This is a genomic window from Streptomyces sp. NPDC058457 (assembly GCF_042720695.1).
Classification (GTDB): Bacteria; Actinomycetota; Actinomycetes; order Streptomycetales; family Streptomycetaceae; genus Streptomyces.
The window spans coordinates 30,736-53,206 of record NZ_JBHXLU010000084.1; the positions used below are offsets into that span (position 1 = coordinate 30,736).

Below are 22,471 nucleotides of genomic sequence, written 5' to 3' on the forward strand. Positions count from 1 at the left end.
CCCCACCCCACCACACCCCCCCAACACCCCAACACCCCACCCTAGGCGTAAACCACCCCCACCCACCCCCCCCCCCCCCCCCCCACCCACAGAGAAACCGGCCGCCCCCCCCCCCCCGCGCCGCCCCCCCCCCCGCCCGGCGCCGGGGGCCGGGTCCTCGACGTCTCCGGGCTGCGCATCGGCTTCGGCGGCTCGGAGGTCGTCTCCGGCGTGGACCTGCGCGTCGAACGCGGCGAGGTGGTCGGCCTGATCGGCGAGAGCGGCTGCGGAAAATCCAGCGTCGCCCTCGCCGCCATGGGCCTGCTCGGCCCCGGCGCCTCGGTCTCCGCCGACCGGCTGGAGGCCTGCGGCACCGACCTGCTGAGCAGCGGCCCCCGCGAACTCCAGAGCCTGCGTGGCAATCGGGCGGCCATGGTCTTCCAGGAGCCCATGACCTCCCTCAACCCGTGCATGCGGATCGGCGCCCAGGTGGCCGAGGTGCTGCGGATCCACGGCCGGGCGAACCGGCAGGAGGCCCGGGACCGGGCCGTGGAGCTGCTGCGCGCGGTGGAGATCCCCTCCCCGGAGCGCAGGGCGCGGCAGTTCCCGCACGAACTGTCCGGCGGTATGCGGCAGCGCGTCGTCATCGCCATCGCGATGGCGGGCGACCCGCAGCTGCTGCTGGCCGACGAACCGACGACCGCGCTGGACGTCACCGTGCAGGCCGAGATCCTGCACCTGCTGCGGTCGCTGCAACAGGAGCACGGCATGGGCATGTTGCTCATCTCGCACGACCTCGGCGTCATCTCCGCCATGTGCGACCGGGTACAGGTGATGTACGCCGGCCAGGTAGTCGAGTCCGGTACGACCGGCGAGGTGCTGACCGCGCCCCGGCACCCGTACACCCGTGCGCTGCTCGCGGCGGTGCCGCGGATGCGGGACGGCGACGGCAACCGGCTCACCGCGATCCGCGGCCAGCTCACGGACGACGACCGCCGCCGCCCCGGCTGCCGCTTCGCGTCCCGCTGCCCGAGTGCGGCGGAGGCCTGCGCCGCCCCGCAGCCGCTGCGCGAGGTCGGCGCCGGGCGGACGTCGCGCTGCTGGCGCGAGCCGGAGAAGGAGACGACGACGAAGGGTGACGGCGATGAATGAGACGCCGGTCGAGGTGAGGACGGACGGCGACACCAGGCCGCCGCTGCTGGAACTCGCGGGGGTCGGCCACACCTTCGGGCACGGGCCCGGCCGTTCGGGCGTCCGCGCCGTGGACGACGTCTCGCTCACCCTGGGCCGCGGCGAGACCGTGGGCCTGGTCGGCGAGTCCGGCTGCGGCAAGAGCACCCTCGGCCGGATAGCGACCCGGCTGTACCGGCCCACGCAGGGAGCCGTGCGGTTCGAGGGCCGGGACATGACCCACCGGCCGGACGGCACCGACCTGAAGGCCTTCCGCCGTGCGGTGCAGATGGTGTTCCAGGACCCCAACAGCTCTCTCAACCCCCGGCTGCCCGTCGGCGCGAGCATCGAAGAGCCGCTGCGGGCACGGCGGGTGCCGCGCGCCGACCGACGGGACCGGCTGGCGCAGGTTCTGGAGGAGGTCGGCCTGGACCGTACGGCCGCCGTCCGCTACCCGCACGAGTTCTCCGGCGGGCAGCGCCAACGCCTCGCCCTCGCCCGTGCGCTGGCTCCGCAGCCCGCCGTGATCGTCCTCGACGAGCCGACCTCCGCCCTGGACGTCTCCATCCAGGCGCAGATCCTCAACCTCCTCCAGGACATCCAGCAACAGGACCGCATCGCCTACCTGTTCATCTCGCACAACCTGGGCGTGGTCCGCCACCTCAGCAGCCGGGTCGCCGTGATGTACCTCGGCTCGATCGTCGAACTCGCCCCGTCGCAGCGGCTGTTCGAGGCCCCGCAGCACCCCTACTCCCGGGCGCTGCTGTCCTCCGTCCTGGAACCGGGCGACGGCTCCGGCACAGGCGGGCGGATCGAGCTGAAGGGCGAGCTGCCGTCACCGACGGACGTTCCGTCCGGCTGTCCCTTCTCCTCCCGCTGCTGGCTGGCCGACGACCGCTGCCGTGCCGAGCGGCCCGCGCTCGTCGAGCGGGTCCCCGGTCACCTGACGGCCTGTCACAAACCGGGCGAGGCCGGGTGATCGGACGGCAGCGCCCGCAGCAGCGCTGCCACGAAGCCCGGGGCGTCGTCCGTCACCATGTGATGGTCGGCGTCGGGCACCTCCACGACCGGGATACCGGCCCGCCGGACCCCGTCCTCACCCGGGTACGGCCGACTGCGGGCGCCGACGATCAGGACGCGCGGTTGCGACAGGCCGTGGAACAACTCCGCCACCCCCGGAGCCGTCCCCCGCACCAGGCTCACGGCGCTGCGGTGCACGATCGCCGGGTCCGCCGTCCGCATACGGGCCGCGTACTCGGGTTCCAGGCCGGCCAGCAGGACCCGGAAGCCATGGCCGACGAAGTCCCGCTCCGGCTGGGCGGCGATGGCGCTGCTGTAGAGCCCGCCGCCGGCCAGCAGGTTGGGCTCGGCCACGACCACCCGTGAACACAACTCCGGCCGCCGGGCGGCCAGTACGATCGCCACCGCGCCGCCCATCGAGTGCCCGACGAGTACCGCGCCCCGGACCGCACAGTGGTCGAGGACGGCCGCGACGGTCTCCGCATGCGCCTCCAGCGTGCCGGGGAACGTCTCCGGGCGGTCGCTGTAGCCGTGCCCGAACAGGTCGACGAGGATCGCCCGCCGCCCGGTCAGACCCGGATGCGTGACGATGCCCGGGAAGTCCGCGGAACCGGCGGACCCCAGCCCGTGCAGGTACACATGCGGGGTGCCCTCCCCCGGGATGTCGGTCCAGCGCACACGAGCACCGGCCGAGGGAACGTACAGGGAACGCATCACCGCTCCTGCGCCCTGTCGAAGCCGTCCAAGCTGCCGAAGCCGCTGTACGGGGACACCTCGGTCTCCGGCGCCTGCCGGGTCTCCTGCGGGTGCCGCAGCGGCACGACGCCCACGCAGTGGCCGTCCCGGTCCAGCAGTCGCCCCATGTGCTTGACCGTGCTGAGGACCACCGATCGGTCGTCGATCCGGAGCCGTGGCAGCCGCCGTGCGAGGTGGACCTCGAAGGTGTGCACATCGGCGAGCGTACGCAGCCAGACGTCGATCACCAGGTTGTGCGGGCCGGTGGTGATCGCGCAGGACCGGACCTCCCGTACGCCGGACAGGACCCGGCCGGTCTCCTCCAGGTACTGGGCGGGCACGGACGCGAAGTACACGGCGGACAACGGCCACCCGGACAGCGGCCTGGCCAGGTCACAGCGCAGGCTCACCCGGGAGGCGAGCAGCGACTGGAGCCGACGGCGCACCGTGGTGGCACCGCCGCCGGTGGCATCCGCGAGGTCGCAGATCGACATCCGGCCGTCCGTGCTGAGCAGTTCCAGCAGCCGTGCGTCCAGCGGATCCCAGGCCGGCGCGGTGGTCGCCCGCTGATCCTGCGGGACGTCCGAGAGGCGGCCGGCCTCCAGCCGGGCGCACTGCGCGTCGTCCAGTTCACGCAGTCGCCAGCGACTGCCCTCGGTGGGCACGCCGGTCGAGACGTGTGTCCGGGTCGCCCGGACCCCCGGCGTCCGCTGGAACAGCTGAGTGGTGAGGCGGGCGAGTTCGTCGAGGTCCGTGGCCTGCACGGTGGCCATCAGATCGCGGCCGCCGGCGGTGAGTTTGACGTTCGCCACCGAGTGCTCCGCGGCGAGGGCCTGGGCGACCTCCTGTGCCCGGCCGGGCTCGGTGTCGACCTCGATGATGCCGGTCACCACGATGCGGTAGTCGGACAGCCGGGGATAGGCGGTCACCCAGGCCAGGCCCGCGTCCCGCAGCCGCCGCCAACGCCGGGCCGCCGTCACCGGGTTGACCGCCAGCACGTCACCCACCAGCGTCCACGGCGCGCGCGGATGGACCTGGAGCGCGTGCACGACACGGAGGTCCAGCTCATCAAGGTTTTCCGCGGTGGAATCCTGCGCTTTGCGGACCGGCGTATTCCTGCGTGTCTCCGTGGAATCCCCACGCGAAGCTGCACCACGGCACGAGGCGTTCTTGTTCATTCCACACTCCATTTCACCTGTTCCCGATATCGAGGAGTGCTGCGATCTCCATGACCGAAGCCACGACGTACCAGACCTCCAGGACCGCGCTGCGGATCGAGAACGCCCGCCTCGTCGACGGCACCGGCGCCCTCCCGGTGGACGATGCCGTCGTGGTCACGGACGCGGCCGGAGTCCTCACCTACGCGGGCCCCGCCGCCCTGGCCCCGCCGGCCACCGGGGACGACTCGGTGCTGCGGGTCATCGACGCCGGGGGCCGTACCGTGCTCCCCGGCTTCTTCGACTGCCACACCCACCTGGCCTACGCGTACGGCTCGCCGCCCGGCCGCCGTGCCGAGCTCGACCCGGTCCTGGTCACCTACGACACCGCGGCGCGGCTGCGGCAGACTCTCGACGCGGGCATCACCACCGCCCGTGACCTGGGCGGCCTCTCCACCGGCTACCGCACCGCCGTCGAGACCGGCCGCATCCCCGGCCCCCGGCTGCACACTGCCGTACGGATCATCAGCCACACCGGCGGCCATGCGGACTTCCGGCTGCTCGACGGCACCGACCTCACCGGCGGCGAGATGGCCGAACTCGCCGACACCGTGGACGAGTCGCGGCTCGCCGTGCGCAGAACGCTGCGCGCCGGCGCGGACCTGATCAAGATCTGCGCCACCGGCGGCATGGCCAGCCCCTACGACCAGCCCGAGGACGAGGGCCTGCTGGAGGAGGAGATCCGCGCGGTCGTGGACGAGTGCCGGCGCCACGGCGGCAAGCCGGTCGCCGCCCACGCCCAGGGCACCGCGGGCATCCTCAACGCGATCCGCGGCGGGGTCACCAGCATCGAGCACGGCTACGGACTGGACGCCCAGGCACTGGAGATGGCAGGCGAACGGGGCGTCTTCATCGTGCCGACGCTGTCGACGGTCTTCGGCGGAATCGACAAGGACGCGATGCCGGAGCACCACTACCGCAAGAAGGTCCGCTGGTCGGGCGTCACCAAGGAGAACATCGCCCGCGCCATCGAGCAGGGCGCCCGGATCGCGCTCGGCACCGACGCCGCCGTCTGCCCGCACGGCCGGAACCTGAGAGAACTCGGCCACCTCGTGGACCTGGGCATGGATCCCATGGCCGCGATCGTCGCGGGCACCCGCACCTCGGCCGAACTCCTGGGCCTGGCCGACCGCCTCGGTACGCTCACGGCGGGCAAGACCGCCGACCTGGTCCTGTGCGACGGCGACCCGCTCGCGGACATCGGCGTACTCGGGGATCCCGGGAACATCGTGTGCGTGGTCCAGGACGGCGTCGTGCGCAAGGACCTCCTGCCCACGGCCGAATCCGTCGGAACGACCGGAGCGAGCGCTACGGAGGCCCGCTGAGTTCCGCCACCGTGCCCGATCGTCACTCATGCCGGGAGCATAGGGACGACCTGACCATCGCCGAACCGCTCCGTTCCGTTGAGCAGACCCCCGGGATCTCAAGCCACTCACGATGATGGAAAAAAGACGGCACCGATGATGGACAAATGATTCATTCGAGGGCTTCAGTAATTCCTTGGCGTCGACCTAGCGTTGCGAGCACGTAAACGGCCTGGCCGTTGGCCTGCGAGACCCGCGTGACAGGTCCCGCACGGCCGTGCTCTGACGATCTCCTGAAGGGAGAGGGCGATGGCGCCCGTGGAGTTGCTGGTCGGCAGCCGGTGGCAGGTGGCCCGGGGTACCGGGCAGACCCGAGAGGTCACCTCACCGTTCGATGGTTCGACGGTGGGCACGGTGGCGCTCGCCGGCCGCGAGGACGTCGAGGCCGCCCTCGCGGCGGCGGAGCGCGGGGCGGCGGCCTGGCGCCGTACACCCGCCCACGAGCGGATGCGCATCCTGCTGCGCGCCGCGGAACTCGCCGACGAGCGGGCCCCGAAGACCGCGCAGACCATCAGCGCGGAGTCCGGCAAGACCATCACCGAGGCCACCGCCGAGGCGTCCCGCTCGGGCGATCTGATCCGGCTCGCCACCTTCGAGGGAACGCAGCTCTACGGCGAGACCCTGCCGCTCGACGCCAACCGCGGCACGGGCCAGGACAAGGTCGGCTTCACCCTGCGCCAGCCCTGCGGGATCGTCGTGGCCATCACGCCGTTCAACTACCCGGCGCTGCTGGTCCTGCACAAGCTCGCCCCGGCCCTGGCGGCCGGCAACGCGGTCATCCTGAAGCCGGCCACCAGCACTCCGCTGACCGCCCTCGGACTCGCCGAGTGCTTCGTGGACGCGGGCCTGCCGGAGGGTGTGCTCTCCGTGCTCGTCGGCTCGGGCTCGGTGCTCGGCGACGCGCTGGTCACCGACCCCCGCGTCCGGAAGATCTCCTTCACCGGCTCGACGGCCACCGGCGAGCACATCTCCCGCGTGGCCGGAGTGAAGAAGCTGTCCCTGGAGCTGGGCGCCTCCTGCCCGGTCGTGGTGTTGCCGGACGCCGACATCGAGGCCGCGGCGAGCGCCGTCGCCCTCGGCGGCTACGTCAACGCCGGACAGGTCTGCATCTCCGTCCAGCGGGTGATCACGCACCCCGCCGTCACCGGTGACTTCCTGGACGCCCTCGTCCCCAAGGTCGAGGCCATCCGCACCGGCGACCCCTCCTCCCCGGACACGACCATGGGCACCCTCATCACCACGGCGGAAGCGGAGCGCGTCGAGCGGGCCATCGCCCAGGCCGCGATGGACGGAGCTCGTGTCCTGACCGGCGGTGCGCGCAACGGGGCGGTGGTGCAGCCCGCCGTCGTCGCCGACGTCGACCCCGAATCCCCGTTCAATCAGCAGGAGTTGTTCGGCCCCGCGGTCGCCGTCAGCTCGGCCGCCGACTGGGAGTCCGCCATCGCGCAGGCCAACGGCACCGCGTACGGCCTCGGCGCCGGCATCTTCACCTCCGACGTCGCCGGAGCGGTCCGCGCCATCCGGGAGATCGACGCCGGTTCCGTCCACATCAACTGGACGCCGCTGTGGCGCGCCGACCTGATGCCCTACGGCGGCCTGAAGGGCAGCGGTTACGGCAAGGAGGGCCCCCGCGCCGCCGTCAGCGAGATGACCGAGGTCAAGACCATCGTGCTGCACGGCCGTCCCTGGTGACCCTGCCCCTTGCCTCTTGTCAGGAGCCGACCCATGACTGACCGCTCGTCACAACCACCGCGCACGGTGCGCCTCAGCGTCGCCCAGGCCGTCGTCACCTACCTCTCGCGGCAGTACTCCGTGGCCGACGGCCACCGCCGCCGACTCGTCCCCGCCGCGCTCGGCATCTTCGGCCACGGCAACGTGGCCGGGCTGGGCCAGGCCCTCGACCAGCTCAGCGACCAACTCCCCTTCGTCCAGGGCCGCAACGAGCAGGCGCTCGTCCACATCGCCACGGCCTACGGCAAGGCGACGCGCAGGCACGCCACGCTCGCCGTCACCGCCTCCATCGGCCCCGGCGCCCTGAACATGGTGACCGGCGCGGGCCTGGCCACCGTCAACCGGCTGCCCGTCCTGCTGCTGCCGGGCGACACCTACGCGACCCGCCACCAGGGCCCCGTACTCCAGCAGTTGCAGCACCCCGTCGAGGCCGACACCTCGGTCAACGACGCCTTCCGGCCCGTCTCCCGCTTCTTCGACCGCATCACCCGACCCGAGCAGTTGCTGACCGCACTGCCCGCCGCGATGCGCGCGCTCACCGACGTGGACACCGGAGCGGTGGTCGTCTCCCTCCCCCAGGACGTCCAGTCGCACGCCTACGACTATCCGGTGGAGTTCTTCGCCGAGCGCGACTGGCCGATCCGCCGCCCGGCGCCGGACGCCGACGAGGTCGCGGCGGTGGCACGCCTGCTCGCCGAGGCCGAGAAGCCGCTGATCATCGCCGGCGGCGGGGTCGTGTACTCGGGTGCCGGCGAGGAGCTGGAGGCGCTGGCCGAGGCGGTGGGTATCCCCGTCGCGGAGACGTTCGCGGGCAAGGGCGCGGTCCAGCGCCGCGCCTGGTGGCAACTCGGCGGCATCGGTCTGGAGGGCACCCCGGCCGTCAACACCCTCGCCCGGGAAGCCGACTTCGTCCTCACCGTGGGCTCCCGTCTGACGGACTTCGCCACCGCGTCGCACTCCGTCTTCGAGAACCCGGACGTACGGTTCGCGAGTATCAACGTCAACGTGCACGACGCGGGCCGCCTGGGCGCGACCGGCATCGTGGCGGACGCCAAGCGCGCCCTGGCCGCCCTGATCGATGCCGTGCGCGCCAACGGAACGACCGCTCCGGCGGCCTGGCAGGACAAGGTGCGTGCCCTCGACGAGCAGTGGCAGCGGCAGCGTGCCGCCGCGCTCGACCCGGACACGCCCTTCGACCTCACGTCGCCGGCCGACGACTCCGACGTCGTCCGGGACACCGAGGCGATCCTCACCCAGGGCCAGCTGATCGGTCTGCTCCAGGAGCACGCGCGGTCCGGTGACACCATCATCGCCGCGGCCGGTGGCCCGCCCGGCGACCTGCAGAAGGTGTGGGACGCCACCGAAGGCCGCTTCGCGCACCTGGAGTTCGGCTTCTCCTGCATGGGCTACGAGCTGCCCGCCGCGCTCGGCGTCCGCTTCGCCGAGCCGGACCCGTCGAAGCGGGTCGTGTCCGTGCTCGGCGACGGCACCTTCCTGATGGCACCGACCGAACTGGTCACGGCCGCACAGGAGAAGCTCCCGGTCACGATCGTGATCCCGGAGAACCACGGCTACCAGGTCATCCACCGGCTCCAGCTGGGCCGCAGCGGACGGGAGTTCGGCAACGAGTTCCGCTACCGCGACGGCAGCCTGGAGATCGGCTCCGCCAAGCCCGCCCGCCTGGAGGGCGACTACCTCCAGGTCGACCTGGTACAGATCGCGGCAGGCCTCGGCGCCCGCGCCCTGCGCGCCACCACCGCCCACGAGGTGCGCACCGCCCTGGCCGAGACACGTGACCACGGCGGTCCCGTCGTCCTCGTCGTTCCGGTGGTCCCGCACGCCGACCTGCCCGGCGCGGGTGTGTGGTGGGACGTGGCCCCGGCCGAGGTGTCCGAGCAGGAAGCGGTCGCGCGACTGCGCAGCGAATACGAAGAGGGTCTGGCGTCTCAGAGGTGGTACGGATGAATCACTCGCCGTTGGACTTCGGCCGCCTGCGCCGCCGCCTCGCCGTCGGCGAGGCCACCCTGGGCACCTTCGTCGGCCTCGCCTCCCCGGTCGCGGCCGAGGTGTGCGCCGCCGCCGGGGCCGACTGGGTGCTGCTCGACCTGGAACACGGCGCCGGAGGCGAGGAGCAGGTCCGTACGACCGTCCCGGCTGCGGCGGCCTACGGCGTACCGACCGTCGTACGGGTCGAGTCCGCCGCTCGTATCCGCATCGGGCGCGTCCTCGACCAGGGCGTCGCCGGAGTCATGCTGCCGCGCCTCGACACGGCGGCCGAAGTCGAGGAAGCGCTGAGGCACTTGAGGTACCCGCCCGCGGGGGATCGGGGCGTGGCCACCTACAACCGGGCCTGCCGTTTCGGGCTCGACTCCGCGGCTCTGGACCGAGCGGGAGAGATTCTCGGTGTGGTCCAGATCGAGTCGGCGAGGGCGCTGGAGGAGGTCGAGGCGATCGCGGCCCTCGACGGCGCCGACGTCCTCTTCGTCGGCCCGCGTGACCTCAGCCACGACCTCGGGGTTCCGGGCGAGTTCAGTGCCCTGGTGTACCGGGAGGCTCTGGAGCGTGTGCGCAAGGCCGCCGCCGACCACGGCAAGGCATGCGGCCTCCTCGTCCCCGACGGTGCGGCCGCGGCCGCCAAGCGGGCCGAGGGCTGGACGTTCATCGGCATCGGCTCGGACTCCACGCTGCTCGCCGCCGCCCTGGCCGGCGCGCTGGACCAAGCCCGGGCCTAGAGACCTCAGGAGACACAGATGACCCCCACCACCCCGGGCGCCGCACGCGAGATCGGCGTCGGCCTGATCAGTGTCGGCTGGATGGGCAAGCTGCACAGCCGCGCCTACCAGGTGCTGCCCTCCGTCTATCCCGAGCTGGGCATCAGGCCCCGCCTCGTGCACGCCGCCGACACCGCCGAGGACCGCGCCGTGTATGCCCGTGACGTCCTCGGCTACGAGAAGGCCTCGTCCGACTACCGTGCCGTCCTCGACGACCCGGACGTCGAGGTCGTGTCGATCTGCGCGCCGAACATCCTGCACCACGAGATCGGCATCGCCGCCGCCAAGGCCGGCAAGCCGTTCTGGATCGAGAAGCCGGTCGGGCGCAGTGCCGAGGAGACCGCCGAGGTCGCCGCAGCCGCCCGAACGGCCGGCGTGGCCACCTCCATCGGCTACAACTACCGGCACGCCCCCGCCGTCGAGCGGGCGCGTCGGCTGATCGCCGAGGGCAGCCTCGGCCGCATCACCAACGTGCGTGCCGCCTTCTTCTCCGGCTACGCCTCCGAGCCCAAGGGCGCCCTTTCCTGGCGCTTCAAGCGGGACCTGGCCGGACACGGCGCGCTCGGCGACCTCATGAGCCACGTGGTCGACCTCGTCAGCTACGTCGTCTCCCCGATCAGCGAGGTCTCCGCGCTCACCAGCACCGTCCACACCGAACGCCCGCTGCTGCCCATGGGTTCCGGAACGCACTTCGCGGTGATCGAGGAAGGCGAGATGGCGGAGGTCGAGAACGACGACTACAGCGCCGCCCTGGTCCGCTTCACCGGTGGGGCCGTCGGCACCCTGGAGGCGTCCCGCGTCATCGTCGGCCCGCAGTGCGGCATCGGCTTCGAGATCTACGGCACCGACGGCTCGGTCACCTGGAACTTCGAGCGCATGAACGAACTGCGCGTCGCCCTCGACCGCAGCGGCCCCCACCAGGGCTACACCACCCTCCTCGGCAACGGCCGCATGGGGGACTACGCCAGCTTCCAGCCCGGCCCCGGCAACAGCATGGGATACGACGACCTCAAGGTCATCGAGGCCAAGAAGTTCCTCGCCGCCGTGGCCGGCATCGAGCACCACAACTCGACGATCGAGGACGCCCACGCCGTAGCCGAGGTGATCGCGGCGGCCGCTGCCTCCGCGGAAAGCGGCTCCTGGCAGCCGGTGCCTGCGGTCTCGGGCGCGAACTTCGGCCACCCGGTGCGGAGTTGATCGTATGAGCAGGCACGTCGTGGTGGCTCTCGGACTTGTCGACGCCGACACGGTGCGTCCGGTCCTCGGCGAGCGGGTCACCTTCGTCACCGACCCCGCCCCCGAGGACCTCGCGGTCGCCGAGGGCGCCATCGTCCGCGCCGACCGGCACGTCGACGCGGACTTCCTGCGGCGGGCCCCACGGCTTCGGGTCATCGCCCGCACCGGCGTCGGCGTCGACCTGGTCGACGTGGCGGCGGCCTCCGACCGTGGCATCCCCGTGGTAGACAACGGGCCCGAGCGCCTGGGACGGCTACGCGGCCGCAGCCGTGTGCGAGGCGGGTGTGCTGTCGCAGCGGGAGGGCCGACGCGTCGAGACCGAGCTGATCGAGCGGCCCGCCTTCTACCAGTAGGCGGCACGCGAAGGGCGGGGGCGGTACCGGACCGGTACCGCCCCCGCCTTGTCCTCTCAGCCAGTGGCCGGAAGCACCGTACGCGGCCGGACCGGGAATCCGGCCGCCCGGTAGCACTCGTCGATGAGACGCATGGTGGTGAGCGCGTCCTCCGCGTCGAGGGCCAACGGTGCCCCGTCCCGCAGGTGGGCCGCGAAGGCCTCCAGTTGGAAGGTGTACGACGACCTGCGGCCGAGTTCCTCGGTGCGCTCGCCGGCGGCCGTGCGCACCACCACCCGGTCGTCCAGGTGGGGTTGCACGAAGTTCATCGCCGTGGCCTCGCCGCGTGTGCCCACCACACGGCAGCTCATCTGCCACCTGTCGTACGCCATATGGCAGTTGGCGGTGCCGGTGACTCCACCCGGGAACTCCAGATCGGCATACAGCCACTCGTCGACGCCTGCGGCCCCCGCCCTCCCCCGGACTTCGTCCGGGGGGACCCCCATCTCGCTTCGCTCGCCACCCCGCGCGGCGACCAGCCTGGGCGGCCCGCCGGCCCAGGGCGCGAGCATCCGCAGCGCGTGCAGGCTGTAGCACCCGAGGTCCATCAGCGCGCCGCCGGCCAGCGGCAGCGACCAGCGCACGTCGCTGTCGGGCGGCGCCGGCATGGCGACCACGGCCTCGACGTGCCGGAGGTCGCCCAGCTCGCCGCTCTCCAGCAGTTCGTGCAGGCGTCGGGTGACCGGGTGGAAGAGGTAGTGGAAGCCCTCCATGAACACGGTGCCGGCCTTGGCCGCGGCCTCGCCGACCTCGGCCGCCTCCCCGGCGTTGCTCGCCGACGGCTTCTCGGTGAGGACGTGCTTGCCGGCCTGCAGCGCGACCAGGTTCCACGGCGCGTGCAGGCCGTTGGCCAGCGGGTTGTAGACGACTTCGATCTCCGGGTCCGCGATGAGCTCGGCATACGAGCTCGCCACTCGCTCCACGCCGTGCGCGGCTGCGAAGGTCTCGGCTCGGCCCCGGTCGCGGGCGGCCACCGCGACCAGGCGGTGGCCGCCCGCACGAGCGGGCCCGACGATCGAGAGTTCGGCGATCCGCGCGGCCCCGAGGACCCCGATCCGCAGTGGTGCGTCGCTCATGCCGTGCGCACCTCGTCGAGCTGCACGGGCCGGTGCTCGTGAAGCGAGACGGTGCAGGCCTCCGCGATCCAGCCGGCAGCCGCGGCCACCGGGTCGGTGGCCGCCGGGGAACTCACCGCGTCCAGCCCGGCGAGGGTCTCCGCTTGGAAGGCGCCGATCCGGCCCGGTGCCATGATTCCTGTACGCATGCGGCTCTTCTTTCCGTCAGCTCAAGAGAGCGGCTCAGTCCTGGCCGCCGAAGACGATCTGGTCCCAGTCGATGACCGAACCGGTCACCACCCCGCTGCGGTCGGAGAGCAGGAAGACGACGAAGTCGGCGATCTCGTCGACCTGGCCGAGCCTGCCCATCGGCTGGGCCGCGGCGGCCTTCTCCCGCCAGTCGTCGCCCGCGCCGTGGAAGGCACGCTGGGTCGCGTCCTCGCCCTCGGTGTCCGTCCAGCCGATGTTGAGACCGTTGATGCGGATGCGGTCCCAGCGGTGTGCGTGGGCCGCGTTGCGGGTCAGCCCGGCCAGTCCCGCCTTGGCCGCGGAGTACGGCGCCAGGAACGGCGGCCCGCCATGGGCACAGTTCGAGATGATGTTGACGATGGTGCCGGGCGCCTCACGGGCCTTCATGTCGGTCACCGCCGCCTGCATGGCGAAGAACGGAGCCCGCAGGTTGATCGCCATGTGCTGGTCGAACAGCTCCGGCGTGGTGTCCAGCAGCGAGCCGCGCGACGTCAGCCCCGCCGCGTTGACCAGGCAGTCGACACGCCCGTGAGCGTCCACGGCCTGTGCGACGCTGCCGCGCGCCTGAGCCGGGTCGGCCAGGTCCGCGCGTACGAAGCGCGCGCCCGTGTCCGCGGCGAGCTTCCCGCCCACCTCGGCCCGGCGGCCGGTGAAGACGACCAGTGCGCCCTCCCCGACGGCCGCCCGCACGATGCCGGCGCCGACGCCCTGGCTGCCGCCGTTGACGAGGACGACCTTGTCCTCCAGTAGTCCCATGAGTTGCGGTGTTCCTTTCAGCCGTGGCGGCGCTTGGCGGCCGCTTGCAGTTCCTGGCGCAGCCGGTCGGGGACCCAGCCCTCGGCCACGGCCTGCCAGACGGTGTCCGCCTGGGAGGGCGGGGCGAGACCGTCGACCGGCGGGTCGAGGTCCAGGTTGGTGGGGAAGGGGTAGCCCTCGGCGGTGGCGGCGACCACACGGCGCAGCCAGTCCTCCGAGACCCCCTCCGCCTTGCGGCGCAGCAGCACCGGGAAGAGGGCATTCGCCATCGCCTCGCGGTCCACCGTCTCCATCGCGCGGCCGAAGGCGGAGGAGATCTGCAGCAGGTTGGCCATGCGGCGGATGCCGGTGGAGCGGTTGTGCCCGGCGGCGTGGAAGAGCGCGGGGTTGAAGAAGGCCGCGTCGCCCTTGTCCAGGGGGAGTTGGACGTGGTGGGCGTCGAAGTACCCGACGAACTCGGGGAGTCGCCAGGCGAGGTAGCCGGGCTCGTACTTCTGCGAGTGCGGGAGGTAGAGCGTGGGGCCGGACTCGACGGGCATGTCGCAGTGGGCGACCGCGCCCTGGAGGGTGAGGACGGGTGACAGACGGTGGACGTGCGCCGGGTAGGCGGCGGCCCGCTCCTGGGAGAGGAAGCCGAGGTGGTAGTCGCGGTGCACGCTCTGCGCCGCGCCGCCCGGGTTGACGACGTTGACCTGCGAGGTGACCTGGTAGGCGGGACCCAGCCAGGCCTCGGCGATCAGGGCGGTCATGTCGTTCGCGTAGTAGTCGGCGAACACCTCGGGCGCCTGCAGGGCCATCTTGTCCAGGGCGTTCCAGACGCGGTCGTTGGCACCGGGCCTGGCGAAGTGGTCGCCGCGGGCGGTACCGCCGGCCCGCTCCTCCTCGATCAGCGCGGTGAAGGCGTCGGTGGCCCGGTCGACGACGCCCGGGTCGGCGAACGCGCCCTTCAGGACGACGATGCCGGGTCCGTCGAGCAGCGTCCGGACCAGCTCGTCCTGTACCTCGCGGCGGCCGTCGGCGGTGGCCGCGAGGGTACGGAGCCGGTCGCTGTCGTAGAGGGGAACGTTCTGCTCGACGCGCTCCGCCGAGGGGTGGTCGGCGGCGTCGGTCTCCCGCTCGACGAGCGAGCGGAAGGCGTCCAGATCACAGTCGCCCTCGGTCAGCCAAGTCCGCGCTCCCGCGACGGTGGGAGACATCTGGGGGTCCTTTCGCAGTCCGTGTATTTCTGCCAGTCTTGAGAACCAGAAGCCATCATTCAATGCTTGTCAGTACATCAAAAGTCCATCAGAAGCTCTTGGGATCACTCATGAGGCACCCCTACCCGATCAGGGAAATCGCCCGTCAGGCAGGACTGAGCACGGCCACGGTCGACCGCGTACTCAATCAGCGGGGCAACGTACGGGAAAGCACCGTGAGGGAGGTACAGGAAGCCGTCAAGGACCTGGACCGCCAGCAGGCCCAGGTCCGCATCGGCGGCCGTACCTTCATGATCGACATCGTGATGCAGTCCCCGGAGCGGTTCTCCACCGCCGTACGCGAGGCGCTGGAGGCCGAACTACCCTCCCTGCACCCGGCCGTCCTGCGCTCCCGCTTCCACTTCCGCGAGACCTGCCCGCCGGCCGAGCTGATCGGCACCCTGGACAAGATTGCCAAGCGGGGTTCGCAGGGCGTGATCCTCAAGGCTCCGGACGTTCCGGAGGTCGGAGCCGCCGTCGGGCGGCTGGTCGCGGCCGGCATCCCCGTCGTCACTCTGGTGACCGATCTCCCGCACAGCGCCCGCCTCGCCTACGTCGGCATCGACAACCGCGCGGCCGGCGCCACCGCCGCCTACCTGCTCGAACAGTGGCTCGGCAACCGGCCGGGCAACGTGCTCACCACCGTCAGCCGGGGCTCCTTCCGCGGCGAGGAGGAGCGCGAGATGGGTTTTCGCAGCGCGATGCGGATCGCCGCCCCCCGACGATCCCTGGTGGAGGTCACGGACAGCGACGGCCTGGACGCCACCCAGTACGAACTGGTGCTCGATGCCCTCAAGCATGACGAGGACATCGTGGCCGTGTACTCCGTGGGCGGAGGCAATCAAGCCACCCTTGAGGCCTTCGACGCACTCGGGCGGGACTGCGCGGTCTTCGTCGCCCACGACCTCGACCACGACAACACCCGCCTGCTGCACGAGCGCCGCCTGTCCGCGGTCCTCCACCACGACCTGCGCCAGGACATGCGCCGCGCCTGCCAGCTCATCATGCGGGCCCACAAGGCACTCCCCGAGGACGGCCCCGCTCTGCCCTCGGCGACACAGGTGGTCACACCGTTCAACATGCCGCCCGGGATCCCGGCCCTGCCGGTCTTGGACTGAACTCGTCGCACGCACGCACTGTGGCACTGCTGAAGCGAAGATCCACAGGCGCCGGTGAGCCGGCCGAGCCGCGGTGACGGGCCGACGCTGTCCCGGGACCGGACAGGGGACGCCCTCACCACGGCGGCAGACGTGGACAACGCTCTCGACGTCGTCATCGCACACTGACGGCGAGCGTCGGCGACTGTGCCGGCCAGGGCAGCAGCTCCGGACCGCACGCACCGCACGACGGCTGCGTCAGGCCGGGGCTCCGGACGTGCTGCGCCTCAGGATGGCGCCCGCGTCGACCTTCATCTGGAGGCCGGTCACGTACCGCGACTCGTCCGAGGCGAGGAACAGCACCGCATTGCTGATGTCGGCCGGGTCCACGTACGGGATCGGCATGGGCTGCGTGGTGCGGAACGACTCCTCGGCGTCCTCCCGGCGCGGGTCGTCCAGGTCGGGGCGGAAGATCCGGTACATGGGTCCGCTCTGCAGCATGTCCGTGTCGCAGTTGGTGGGGTGGACGGCGTTGACCCGGATCAGCCGCGGTGCCAGTTGCAGCGCCAGGTCGTGCACGAAGCGGGCCACCGCGCGTTTGGCATGGGAGTAACCGGCACCGCCGGGACCGCTTTCCGGACTGTCGACACTCCCCACCATCAGGCCCGCGGACGAGCCGATGCAGATCACGGACGCCCCGGAGCCCAGGTACGGATGAGCGGCCTCGACCGTGTTGACGACGCCGACGAGATTCACGGAGACCGCGTCCAGGAAGCCCTGCGGGGGCACGTCCAGGCCCACCGGGGCGATCCCCGCGTTCGCCACCACGATGTCGAGGCGGCCGAGTTCGGCGACCGCGTCGCTGACGGCGGAGACGAGCAGGGAACGGTCGCGGACGTCGGCCCGGCGGGTGACGATCCGGCGGCCGACTCCTTCGACGAGGCGAGCGGTCTCGGCCAGGTCCTTTTCCGTGGAAAGGGGATAGTGCGCGGAGTCGATGTCCTCGCAGATGTCGATCGCGATGATGTCGGCGCCTTCCTCGGCCAACCGCAGTGCGTGGCTGCGGCCCTGCCCACGCGCGGCGCCGGTGATGAACGCAACCTTGCCCTCTACCCGCCCGGCCATGTCGGTCCTCCCTCATGTGCGCGACGGACCCGGGCCGTGGCAGTCGGCAGTCGCCTCGGCCCTGTCCTGTACGAGCGACGACAATAGCGCCACATCAGTCAACTATATATACTCTTACGCTGACAACTGAGCGCAGTCCCGAGGGCCTTGGCCCACGTCATGGACAGAGGTGGGATGCGGTATGCAGGTTGCGGGCAACGCCGACCCGAGGATCAGCAGGGCTTTGGACCGAGCCCTCAACGCGGGCGAGCAGGGCGTACAGATCGCCGCCCTCCTCGACGGCGAGCTCATCGTGGACGCCTGGGCCGGCGAGACCGGGACCGGGCTGCCCGTCGACGGCGACACCCTGTTCCCGGTCTTCTCGGTGACCAAAGCCGTCACCGCGGCCGTGATCCACGTCTGCGCACAGCGCGGCCTCATCGATCTGGATCGTCCGGTGGCGGACGTCTGGCCCGAGTACGCGGCGCACGGCAAGGGAGGTATCACCTTCGACCATGTGCTCAGCCACCGGTCCGGTGCGCCCACCATCGGGGCCGACACCACGCTCGAGGAGCTGTGCGACTGGGACACCATGGCCGCCAGGGTCGCGGAGCAGTCACCGGTCGCCGAGCCCGGCACCCGAAACGCCTACAGTCCGTTCGCCTTCGGCTGGGTGCTGGGAGAAGCCGTGCGGCGCGTCGACCCCCGGCGGCGCCCCTTCCCGGACATCGTCCGCCAGGAGGTGCTGCTCCCGCTCGGCATGGACGACTTCTTCCTGGGGCTGCCCGAGGACCAACGGCATCGCGTCGCAACCCTCGTGGGCGGCAGCGCCCCCACCACGAGCCCTGACGGGCTGCTGGAAGAGGCGTCACCGTCGCACCTGCCGTTCGGTCCGTCCATGTTCAACCTGCCCCAGGTCCAGCGGGCGGGGTTGCCCTCGGCGGGTGGCATCGCCACGGCCCGGGCCACGGTGCGGCTCTTCGACGCCTACGCCGCGGCCCGGCGGCAGGACGGAGCACAGTTCTTCACGGGCGACACCCTGCGCCGCTGCCGCAGCCCCCGACCGGCGGGCATCGACCACACCTACGGCTTCGGCATGCCGGTCGGGCACGGCGGCCTGTGGCACATCGCCCCCGGCGTGAGCGACGACAGCCCTGGCGGGGCCCTGACCGAGGGAGTGCTGTCCCACACCGGTGCGGGCGGCACGATCGCCTGGACCGAGCCCGAACTGGGCCTCTCCGTGGCCGTCTTGCACAACCGCATGTTCTTCGGCCCGCAGCCCGTCGCCCCCTTCGGCGCCGTCGCGGACGCCGTGCACGCCGTCGCCGCGGAACGGGGCTGACCAGGGCTCCGGCATCGGCCCCCCAGGTCCGCCGCTCGCCCAGTACGGGGTGCCCTCCGGGCGGCACCCAGCACGCGCGGTACGTCGGGAGAAAGACCGAGTGCGGCACGGATGTCCCGCGGACCCTCGTCGCACTGCCGTCGCATCAGTGAGCGCCCAGCGTGGAAGGGATGCCGCGGTGCTCGAAGAAGCCGACGGAGGCGAAACAACGCTCCGGCCACCTCGTGTCAGCGAGCACGACCGCTCACCGTCAGGCTCTCCGCGTCGCACCGGGAACTGCGCCGCGAACGCGGCATCGAACGAGGAGAACGGGCTGCCGGTCCTCGGGCTGAACGGCAGCCCCGAGAATGCGCGGCGGACGGTCGAGGGCTCGCTGCGACGCCTCGACACCGACTACATCGACCTCTCCTACCAGCACCGGGCAGACCCGGAGACGCCGATCGCGGACACGGTCGGGACGCTTTCCGAGCTGATCGAGGAAGGCAAGACCCGCCACTACGGGCTGCCGGAGGCGACGCCCGCCCAGGTTGCGCTCGCGTGGCTGCTCGCGCAGGGCGACGACATCGCGCCCGTTCCCGGTCCGCGCCGGGTCGCCAACCTGGAGCAGAACGTGGTGGCGGACGAGCTGGTGCTCTCGGTCGAGCAGCTGAAGCAGCCGTCCGAGGTGGCGGCGCCGGTCGGCGACCGGTACGCCGACATGAGGCGCATCAACCGGTGGTCCGCACCCGTTCGGAGGGGCCCCTGCGGCGTGTGGGCCCAGGACGATGTCCGTCCTCCCCCAGCTCACCGAGGAGATCAGCACCCGCAAGGGCTGATCGCGTTCGCTCAGGTGTCCGCGGGCCCCTCCGCCAGCGGCGTGCGCACCGTGGCGACGGTCGCCGAGGCCGTTGCCTGCCGCCTCGGCGCCAGCACGGTGACCGCGAGCAGGGCACCGCCGAGCGCCAGACCGACCATGAGCAGCAGCGCGCCGCGAATGCCCGGCTCGCCGTAGCGGACACCTGCTGCGGAGACGGTCGAAGAGCCCGCCATGATGGCGAACATGATGACGGGAACGACGCTGGCGAAACCGCTCTGGCACACCTGGACGCTGCCGGCGATGGAGGCCTGTTCCTCCGGAGGCGTCTCCGCGATGACCATGTTCGGCACGGAGCCGTAGGCGAGCCCTGTCCCCAGGCCGTCGCACACCGCGCCCGCCAGCACCTTCCACAGACTGTCATGGCAGAGGACGAGGAAGACCCCGGCGGCCGCGATCAGCAAGAGACCGGCGACCATGCACCAGCGCGCTGCGAGACGCCGGACGGCACGGCTGACGGTCACTCCCCCGATCACCTGGGCGAAGGCCTGGGGTGAGGCGATGGCGGCGAAGGCGAACGCGGTCATACCCAGGCCGTACGTCCCACCGACGGAGGCGGGGGTGAGCGAGAGGACGGGGAGGATCGTGGCGGGCACCACCGTCGCGCCGTAGGCCGTCGCACCCGTGACGGCGGCCAGGAGGATCGGGCGCCGGGTGAACAGCGCGATGTCGAGGATGGGTTCCGCCGTTCTGCGGGCCCGCAGTACGAAGCCGGCGAGTGCCGCGCAGCCTGCGGCGAACAGGCCGATGACGGAGGCCGAGGTCCAGCCCCATCGCTGTCCCTGGCTGACCGCCACCAGCACCAGGGCGACGCCGGCCCCGAGCAGCACGGCTCCCCCGTAGTCGGCACGCGCCGGGTGCCGCAACGGCGTCTCCTGCGTGGTCAGCCGGATCAGCGCGGCCAGAACGACCATCACGATCACATTGAAGGTGTACATGCCCCGGAAGCCGAACGTGTCGAGCAGCCATCCGACCAGGAACGGCACTCCGACGCCGAAGGCCCCGATGCCCGTCACCGAGATACTGGCGGCGAGGGGAAGCGTGCGTGGCGGATACACGTCGCGGATCAGCGAGTAGGTGAGGAACATACCGGAGATGGCGAACCCCTCCAGGCACCGGCCGGCCAGGAGGACTCCGAAGCTCGGCGCGACCGCGGAGACGGCCGCACCGGCTGTGGCCACCGTCAGGCCACCGAGCAGCACCCGGCGTTTGCCGTGCAGGTCGGCCAGCTTGCCCAGGAGCGGGCTGACGACCGCGCCGGTGAGCATGTAGCAGGTGAGGAGCCAACCGCCTTGGTCGGTACGGAAGTGCCGGGTGACCGAGGGGAGCGCCGTCGACGTCATCGTGTAGCTCAGCGCGACCAGTTCCACCACCATGACCATGGCGATCGTCGACACGACGAGCTGTGGTGTCCAGCCCTGCCTGTCCGGGTTCGGCGTGTTCGCCGTACGGGATTGGCGTAGCGTCATCGTCACTCCCCAGGGGATCGGCTCCTTGAGGCGACGCTAAGGTCGTGATTTCACCTCGCCAATCGATCCTCCCGGTGGCCGGGCGACATGGGGCGGCTGCTGCGCAATGAGGCGTTCGGGGTCGCGACGACAGGCTGAAGACCTCCGCCGGTACGGCCTCCGGCGGAGGTGCGGGAAGCGTGGTGCGCGAGCCCCGGTGTGCGGCCGGTCGGCGGGCTACCAGGCGACGGGCAGCTCGTAGATGCCGTATGCCTGCGAGTCCTCCTTGAACTTCAGTTCCGACAGGTCGGCCGCCATCCGCAGTGTCGGGATCCGGCGGAACAACGTGCTGAACACCACGTGGAGTTCGATGCGGGCCAGCTGCTGGCCGATGCACTGGTGCGGACCCCAGCTGAACGCCATGTGATGGGCGGCCTTGCGTACGAGATCGAGCTTCTCGGGCTCCGGGAACGCTTCCGGGTCCCAGTTGGCCGCCGCCAGGGACGCGATGACGCCCTCTCCCGCGCGGATGACCTCGCCGTCGATCTCGATGTCCTCGGCGACCGCACGCCGGGCGAGCAGGTGCGGGATCGTCAGATACCGCAGCAGTTCCTCGACGGCGTTGGCCACGAACTTCGGATCGTCACTGTGGTCCCGCAGGGCGGCGAGCTGATCGGGGTTCTCCAGGAGCAGGGCCGTACCCAGGGTGATCATGTTCGCGCTGGTGTCGTGGCCGGCGACGAGCAGGATGTGCCCGAGCGGGGCGGCCTCCGTCATGGACAGGTCGCCCGCCTTCACCCGCTCGGCGAGGTCGGAGAGGACGTCCTCGCCGGGGTCGTCCATCTTGGCCTCGATGAGCCCGGAGATGTACTCGCGCAGCACCCTGGCGGTCTCGGCGCCCTGCTCGGGCGTCTGGAACCGTGCGTTGGTGGCCCCGGCGTGGTGCTGGAAGAAGTCGTGGTCCTCGTAGGGCACGCCGAGCAGCGCGCAGATCATGAGGGAGGGCAGGGGCAGCGACAGCGCCTCGTTCAGCTCCGTCGGGTTCGGGCCCGCGAGCATCTTGTCGATGAGGTCGTCGGTGATCCGCTGGATCTCCGGGCGCAGCTTCTCCATCCGGTGCCGGGTGAAGGAACTCGTCAGCATCCGGCGCCAGCGCTGGTGCTCGGGGCCGTCAGTGTTGTTGATCGAGGGCTGCATCTGGCCCGCGTGCGCCTTCATCCCCGCAGTGGTGTGCGGATACCCGGGAGCGCCGATGTCGGCACTGAGCCGCGGGTCGGCCAGCAACTGCCGCGTCGCGGCGTGCGTCGTGGCCAGCCATGGGGTGGTGCCGTCCCAGGTCTCGACGCTGTGCACCGACTTGCCGGTGCCGTGCAGCGCCCGCAGGCCCGGCGGCGGTGCGAACGGGCACTCCGCCGCCCGGGGCGAAGGGAACTTCGGGGTTTCCTCCGTCACGCCGGCACCGGTCACCTTCTCGGCCATGTCCGCACTCCTCTTCCTTGACCTCGTCGCCGGACGGCGCAGGAGCGCGCGTTCGTCACGACATCGACGGAGCTGCCCGCCTCGCACCCTGTGCCTGGTCGAGGGCACTCCGATGTGCACGCAAGGAATCATACTTCGACCGGTCGGTACAATCAATGCGGTCCACGCGAGAGAAGGTCGTTGCCGTGCACCGAGAGGTCGGCGATGTCCGGAACGCAGAGGCCGCGCCCCCGTGCGG

At 71.5% G+C, this 22,471-nt stretch carries 18 protein-coding genes and 3 pseudogenes; 12 read left to right on the forward strand and 9 right to left on the reverse strand.

Going from position 1 to position 22,471, the window contains the following annotated elements; translation table 11 throughout:
- The first annotated feature begins 210 nt into the window (after positions 1-210).
- The gene (locus ACFWPS_RS41990; protein WP_383716035.1) at positions 211-1,131 is read left to right on the forward strand and encodes an ABC transporter ATP-binding protein; all 921 of its coding nucleotides are present in this window, start codon (positions 211-213) and stop codon (positions 1,129-1,131) included.
- The gene (locus tag ACFWPS_RS41995; RefSeq protein WP_383716038.1) at positions 1,124-2,128 is read left to right on the forward strand and encodes an ABC transporter ATP-binding protein; all 1,005 of its coding nucleotides are present in this window, start codon (positions 1,124-1,126) and stop codon (positions 2,126-2,128) included. The genes ACFWPS_RS41990 and ACFWPS_RS41995 overlap by 8 nt, the downstream gene beginning before the upstream one ends.
- Here the strand turns inward: ACFWPS_RS41995 and ACFWPS_RS42000 are convergent.
- Entirely contained in the window at positions 2,104-2,883 is a 780-nt protein-coding gene (locus ACFWPS_RS42000; RefSeq protein ID WP_383716040.1) for an alpha/beta fold hydrolase, read from the reverse strand. The two genes, ACFWPS_RS41995 and ACFWPS_RS42000, sit on opposite strands and share 25 nt — an antisense overlap.
- Entirely contained in the window at positions 2,883-4,094 is a 1,212-nt protein-coding gene (locus ACFWPS_RS42005; protein ID WP_383716042.1) for an Lrp/AsnC family transcriptional regulator, read from the reverse strand. Before ACFWPS_RS42005 ends, ACFWPS_RS42000 begins: the two co-directional genes overlap by 1 nt.
- Positions 4,095-4,132: 38 nt before the next feature.
- Between ACFWPS_RS42005 and ACFWPS_RS42010 the strand changes: the two genes are divergently transcribed.
- The 7 genes and pseudogenes from ACFWPS_RS42010 to ACFWPS_RS42040 all read left to right on the forward strand — a co-directional run.
- Positions 4,133-5,446: an amidohydrolase family protein gene (locus ACFWPS_RS42010; protein WP_383716045.1), complete on the forward strand. Its 1,314-nt coding sequence runs from the start codon at positions 4,133-4,135 to the stop codon at positions 5,444-5,446.
- A gap of 288 nt (positions 5,447-5,734) precedes the next feature.
- On the forward strand, positions 5,735-7,177 hold the full coding sequence (locus tag ACFWPS_RS42015; protein WP_383716048.1) for an aldehyde dehydrogenase family protein: 1,443 nt from the start codon (positions 5,735-5,737) through the stop codon (positions 7,175-7,177).
- A 33-nt stretch (positions 7,178-7,210) separates the two neighbouring features.
- Positions 7,211-9,181: a 3D-(3,5/4)-trihydroxycyclohexane-1,2-dione acylhydrolase (decyclizing) gene (gene iolD / locus ACFWPS_RS42020; RefSeq protein WP_383716051.1), complete on the forward strand. Its 1,971-nt coding sequence runs from the start codon at positions 7,211-7,213 to the stop codon at positions 9,179-9,181.
- Positions 9,178-9,948: an HpcH/HpaI aldolase/citrate lyase family protein gene (locus tag ACFWPS_RS42025; RefSeq protein WP_383716053.1), complete on the forward strand. Its 771-nt coding sequence runs from the start codon at positions 9,178-9,180 to the stop codon at positions 9,946-9,948. Before iolD ends, ACFWPS_RS42025 begins: the two co-directional genes overlap by 4 nt.
- An 18-nt stretch (positions 9,949-9,966) precedes the next feature.
- Positions 9,967-11,184: a Gfo/Idh/MocA family protein gene (locus tag ACFWPS_RS42030; RefSeq protein WP_383716056.1), complete on the forward strand. Its 1,218-nt coding sequence runs from the start codon at positions 9,967-9,969 to the stop codon at positions 11,182-11,184.
- A gap of 4 nt (positions 11,185-11,188) precedes the next feature.
- A pseudogene (locus tag ACFWPS_RS42035) lies at positions 11,189-11,437 on the forward strand (oxidoreductase); the annotation flags it as partial.
- A 16-nt stretch (positions 11,438-11,453) separates the two neighbouring features.
- A pseudogene (locus tag ACFWPS_RS42040) lies at positions 11,454-11,576 on the forward strand (inositol 2-dehydrogenase); the annotation flags it as partial.
- Positions 11,577-11,632: 56 nt separating this feature from the next.
- Here ACFWPS_RS42040 and ACFWPS_RS42045 read toward each other — a convergent pair.
- Genes ACFWPS_RS42045 through ACFWPS_RS42060 form a run of 4 tightly spaced genes read right to left on the reverse strand, consistent with a single transcriptional unit; the run spans position 11,633 to position 14,871 of the window.
- Positions 11,633-12,691 carry a Gfo/Idh/MocA family protein gene (locus ACFWPS_RS42045; RefSeq protein ID WP_383716058.1) on the reverse strand — a complete coding sequence of 353 codons (1,059 nt, stop codon included), beginning with the start codon at positions 12,689-12,691 and terminating at the stop codon, positions 11,633-11,635.
- Positions 12,688-12,879: a hypothetical protein gene (locus tag ACFWPS_RS42050; protein ID WP_383716080.1), complete on the reverse strand. Its 192-nt coding sequence runs from the start codon at positions 12,877-12,879 to the stop codon at positions 12,688-12,690. The genes ACFWPS_RS42045 and ACFWPS_RS42050 overlap by 4 nt, the downstream gene beginning before the upstream one ends.
- A 34-nt stretch (positions 12,880-12,913) precedes the next feature.
- Entirely contained in the window at positions 12,914-13,675 is a 762-nt protein-coding gene (locus ACFWPS_RS42055; RefSeq protein ID WP_383716061.1) for an SDR family oxidoreductase, read from the reverse strand.
- 17 nt (positions 13,676-13,692) lie between these two features.
- On the reverse strand, positions 13,693-14,871 hold the full coding sequence (locus tag ACFWPS_RS42060) for a phytanoyl-CoA dioxygenase family protein (protein ID WP_383716063.1): 1,179 nt from the start codon (positions 14,869-14,871) through the stop codon (positions 13,693-13,695).
- 110 nt (positions 14,872-14,981) lie between these two features.
- On the opposite strand from ACFWPS_RS42060, the gene ACFWPS_RS42065 reads away from it, so the two are divergent.
- Positions 14,982-16,028, forward strand: a complete 1,047-nt coding sequence (locus tag ACFWPS_RS42065; RefSeq protein WP_383716065.1) for a LacI family DNA-binding transcriptional regulator — start codon at positions 14,982-14,984, stop codon at positions 16,026-16,028.
- Between the two features lie 237 nt (positions 16,029-16,265).
- Here ACFWPS_RS42065 and ACFWPS_RS42070 read toward each other — a convergent pair whose 3' ends face one another.
- Positions 16,266-17,132 carry a mycofactocin-coupled SDR family oxidoreductase gene (locus ACFWPS_RS42070; RefSeq protein ID WP_383716068.1) on the reverse strand — a complete coding sequence of 289 codons (867 nt, stop codon included), beginning with the start codon at positions 17,130-17,132 and terminating at the stop codon, positions 16,266-16,268.
- Positions 17,133-17,313: 181 nt separating this feature from the next.
- Here ACFWPS_RS42070 and ACFWPS_RS42075 point away from each other — a divergent pair, with 181 nt between their 5' ends.
- Positions 17,314-18,453, forward strand: coding sequence for a serine hydrolase domain-containing protein (locus ACFWPS_RS42075; protein WP_383716071.1), 1,140 nt, complete (start codon positions 17,314-17,316; stop codon positions 18,451-18,453).
- A 178-nt stretch (positions 18,454-18,631) separates the two neighbouring features.
- Complete coding sequence (locus ACFWPS_RS42080; protein ID WP_383716073.1) at positions 18,632-19,444, forward strand: aldo/keto reductase; 813 nt, start codon at positions 18,632-18,634, stop codon at positions 19,442-19,444.
- A gap of 77 nt (positions 19,445-19,521) precedes the next feature.
- On the opposite strand, the pseudogene ACFWPS_RS42085 reads toward ACFWPS_RS42080, so the two are convergent.
- Together ACFWPS_RS42085 and ACFWPS_RS42090 are read right to left on the reverse strand one after the other, a co-directional pair.
- A pseudogene (locus tag ACFWPS_RS42085) lies at positions 19,522-20,775 on the reverse strand (MFS transporter); the annotation flags it as partial.
- A 216-nt stretch (positions 20,776-20,991) separates the two neighbouring features.
- Complete coding sequence (locus ACFWPS_RS42090; protein ID WP_383716076.1) at positions 20,992-22,233, reverse strand: cytochrome P450; 1,242 nt, start codon at positions 22,231-22,233, stop codon at positions 20,992-20,994.
- Positions 22,234-22,471: the final 238 nt, after the last annotated feature.